The organism is Rhodovulum sp. 12E13 (assembly GCF_003340565.1).
GTDB lineage: Bacteria > Pseudomonadota > Alphaproteobacteria > Rhodobacterales > Rhodobacteraceae > HLUCCA09.
Map to the genome: position 1 here is coordinate 1 of NZ_QPLK01000093.1, position 1,984 is coordinate 1,984.

A 1,984-nucleotide genomic window follows, 5' to 3' on the forward strand; every position below is an offset into this window, starting at 1 on the left:
CAGGTCGCGAACGGCGCTGACCTTTTCCTTGTCGGCCGGCACTCGATGGCCCTCCCGACGGATGTCCGTCTTTCGACCGATCTGCGCGACCCGATGTCGTCAGGCGGTCTTCGCTGCCTCACCCCCTGATCCACGTTTTGCAAGCCACTGGCACAGGTCGTGCGGCGACACCGGTGGAGAGATCAGGTTTCCTTGCACGCGCGCGATCCCGAGCCCCCTCAATGCGGCGAGTTCTGCGTGCGTTTCCACGCCCTCGGCGATCACGCCGATGCCGAGCTGCGCTGCCAGCCTTGAAATCGCATCGACGATGGCGCGCGATGCGGGCTCGCTGTCGATCCCGGTCACGAGGCTTCGGTCGATCTTGATCTGGTGGACGGGGAACCGGCGCAGACTGGTCAGCGCGGTATGGCCGGTGCCGAAATCGTCGAGCTCGATGCGAAAGCCGGCGTCCGCCAGCGCGGCGATATTGACCGCGATCACGTCGGAGCGATCGTCGAGCAAGGTCGATTCCTGGATCTCCAGCGTCACGCAGTCGGTGCCCAGCCCGGATTGGAACAGGGGATCGAGCAGGTCCTCCAGGATGTTCGGGTCACGCAGGCGCTCGCTCGCGAGGTTGATCGAAACGCGGGTCGCCGCCGCGTGGGAAGAACGGATGTTCCGGAGCGACGCCAGCGCCTCCATGAGCACGCACCGGTCGATCTCCATGATGTGTCCGGTTTCCCGGGCCACTGGCACGAACGCGCCGGCGGGCAGGACGGCGCCGTCCGGCCGACGCCAGCGGGCGAGCGCCTCGAAGCCGTAGACGCGGTTCGTCTCGAGATCGAGTTGCGGCTGGAGAAAACAGACGAACTCGCCCCCGCGGAGACCCTCGCGGATCTCGCTCGCAAGCCGCGCGACACGTTCCGCCTCGCAGCGCATCTCTTCGGAAAAGATGATCGTTCGGTTCCGGCCCGCGGCCTTGCCGTTGATCAGCGCCGTATCGGCATCGAGCAGGCATTGCTCGAGGCTTCGCGCCCCGCGCGGATCCCAGATCGCGACGCCGAAGCTCGCGCCGATCTGGAATTGGCGATCGCCGTGCACCACCGGGGAGCCGACGGCCAGACGCATCTTCTCCGCCGCGTCGATCACGTCCGCGTCGCTGTCCCGCGTCGGCATGGCGACGAGGAACTCGTCGCCTCCGAGCCGGGCGATTGTCGCGCCCGTGGGCCGGATGCGGGACAGCCTGCCGGCGACGTCCAGCAGGACGCGGTCGCCGGCCTCGTGACCGGCCGTATCGTTGATCGCCTTGAACTTGTCGAGATCGAGGTGACACAGCGCGATCCTCTGTCCGGGCTCGATCCCTTGCGCGATCTCGGGCAGTCGGCGCGACAGACCCCGTCGATTGAGCAGACCCGTCAGGCTGTCGGTCAGGGCGGCACGCTCGAGACTGGCCTCGCGGTCCCGCGTGTGCGTGGTCTCGATCCGGAACGCCACGCGCCCGCCATCCGCGGTCGGCCGGTCGAGGATCCGGAACCATCGCGCCCCGGCATACGCATCTTCCGGCGCGGCGTCGGCCGTGCGGAAACTCGCCAGGCGCGCGGCGATCCACGCCTCCTCGCGGCCCTCGGCGGCCCGGAACAGACCCTTGCGCGCAGAGTGCCGCAGCAGCGTCTCGTAGGTCATGCCGCGCAGGTCCGGCTCGGGATCGAGATCGTATACGTCCCGGAAGCGATAATTGCAGATCACCAGGCGCTCGTCGCGATCGAACAGCGCGAAGCCGTCGGGGATCGCCTCGCTCACCATGGACAGCCGGTAGGACACCGAGCGCACCTCGGCCTCCGCGCGAACCTGGGCGGTGACGTCGAAGATGAACGTCAGCCATTCGGTGCCACCGTCGGGCAGGCGCCACGGCGTGCCGCGACCGAGCAGATATTTGCGCTTTCCCTGCGCGTCGATGATGCGAAACCGCTGCTCCCATCGGCACAGGGTCTCGGCCGATTGCGCG

At 67.9% G+C, this 1,984-nt stretch carries 1 protein-coding gene; it reads right to left on the reverse strand.

The annotated features are described in order from the left end of the window. Positions 1 to 99: 99 nt before the first annotated feature. Positions 100 to 1,984: putative bifunctional diguanylate cyclase/phosphodiesterase (locus DLJ49_RS21140; protein ID WP_115395472.1), on the reverse strand; the 1,885-nt coding region annotated here is incomplete at its 5' end.